Below are 1,594 nucleotides of genomic sequence, written 5' to 3'. Positions count from 1 at the left end.
TGTCAGTATTTTGAGTGAGCGATCTGTCCGCAAGGACATTAAACAGAGATTGAACTGAAGAGTTTGATCCTGGCTCAGATTGAACGCTGGCGGCATGCCTTACACATGCAAGTCGAACGGCAGCGCGGGGCAACCTGGCGGCGAGTGGCGAACGGGTGAGTAATATATCGGAACGTACCCTGGAGTGGGGGATAACGTAGCGAAAGTTACGCTAATACCGCATACGATCTAAGGATGAAAGTGGGGGCTTCGCAAGAACCTCATGCTCCTGGAGCGGCCGATATCTGATTAGCTAGTTGGTGGGGTAAAGGCCTACCAAGGCATCGATCAGTAGCTGGTCTGAGAGGACGACCAGCCACACTGGAACTGAGACACGGTCCAGACTCCTACGGGAGGCAGCAGTGGGGAATTTTGGACAATGGGCGAAAGCCTGATCCAGCAATGCCGCGTGAGTGAAGAAGGCCTTCGGGTTGTAAAGCTCTTTTGTCAGGGAAGAAACGGTGAGGGCTAATATCCCTTGCTAATGACGGTACCTGAAGAATAAGCACCGGCTAACTACGTGCCAGCAGCCGCGGTAATACGTAGGGTGCAAGCGTTAATCGGAATTACTGGGCGTAAAGCGTGCGCAGGCGGTTTTGTAAGTCTGTCGTGAAATCCCCGGGCTCAACCTGGGAATTGCGATGGAGACTGCAAGGCTAGAATCTGGCAGAGGGGGGTAGAATTCCACGTGTAGCAGTGAAATGCGTAGAGATGTGGAGGAACACCGATGGCGAAGGCAGCCCCCTGGGTCAAGATTGACGCTCATGCACGAAAGCGTGGGGAGCAAACAGGATTAGATACCCTGGTAGTCCACGCCCTAAACGATGTCTACTAGTTGTCGGGTTTTAATTAACTTGGTAACGCAGCTAACGCGTGAAGTAGACCGCCTGGGGAGTACGGTCGCAAGATTAAAACTCAAAGGAATTGACGGGGACCCGCACAAGCGGTGGATGATGTGGATTAATTCGATGCAACGCGAAAAACCTTACCTACCCTTGACATGTACGGAAGCCACGAGAGATCGAGGTGTGCTCGAAAGAGAACCGTAACACAGGTGCTGCATGGCTGTCGTCAGCTCGTGTCGTGAGATGTTGGGTTAAGTCCCGCAACGAGCGCAACCCTTGTCATTAGTTGCTACGAAAGAGCACTCTAATGAGACTGCCGGTGACAAACCGGAGGAAGGTGGGGATGACGTCAAGTCCTCATGGCCCTTATGGGTAGGGCTTCACACGTCATACAATGGTACATACAGAGGGCCGCCAACCCGCGAGGGGGAGCTAATCCCAGAAAGTGTATCGTAGTCCGGATTGTAGTCTGCAACTCGACTACATGAAGTTGGAATCGCTAGTAATCGCGGATCAGCATGTCGCGGTGAATACGTTCCCGGGTCTTGTACACACCGCCCGTCACACCATGGGAGCGGGTTTTACCAGAAGTAGGTAGCTTAACCGCAAGGGGGGCGCTTACCACGGTAGGATTCGTGACTGGGGTGAAGTCGTAACAAGGTAGCCGTATCGGAAGGTGCGGCTGGATCACCTCCTTTCTAGAGTTGCAC

Annotated in this window: 1 rRNA gene; it reads left to right on the top strand. The window is 53.1% G+C overall.

What is annotated here, in order from left to right:
• Positions 1-51 precede the first annotated feature (51 nt).
• A 16S ribosomal RNA gene (locus F0185_RS34000) occupies positions 52-1,582 on the top strand.
• The last annotated feature ends 12 nt before the right edge of the window (positions 1,583-1,594 follow it).

The sequence above is a fragment of the Massilia rubra genome (genome assembly GCF_011682065.1).
Lineage (GTDB): Bacteria > Pseudomonadota > Gammaproteobacteria > Burkholderiales > Burkholderiaceae_D > Telluria_A > Telluria_A rubra.
This window is presented reverse-complemented; position numbering and strand designations above follow the sequence as displayed.